Source organism: Micromonospora sp. DT231 (assembly GCF_049847025.1).
In the GTDB taxonomy this organism is placed as follows: Bacteria; Actinomycetota; Actinomycetes; order Mycobacteriales; family Micromonosporaceae; genus Micromonospora.
This window is the reverse complement of sequence record NZ_JBNCNO010000065.1, coordinates 1-209: the sequence shown is the minus strand read 5'-3', so window position 1 is coordinate 209 and position 209 is coordinate 1. Positions and strand designations below refer to the sequence as shown.

Here is a 209-nt window from a genome sequence, read left to right as displayed (position 1 = left end):
CTCATCGCCGAGCGTCCCGGCCTGCTGATCGTCGCGGACAAGGGATACGTGTCCGCGGAACTCGACCGGTGGCTGGCAGAGCGTGGGGTCCGATTGCTCAGACCGTCGTACCGCAACCGGGTCCCACGCCCCGACGAGCACTTACTGAAACCGATCCGGCAGCTCATCGAGTCCGTCAACGACACGCTGAAAGGCCAACTCGACCTCGA

General features: G+C 64.6%; 1 protein-coding gene. It reads left to right on the top strand.

The window, feature by feature from the left end; all coding sequences use genetic code 11:
- Positions 1 to 209, top strand: a 209-nt coding sequence (locus tag ACPXBU_RS34935) for a transposase (RefSeq protein WP_425761413.1), incomplete at both ends; no start/stop codon positions are given.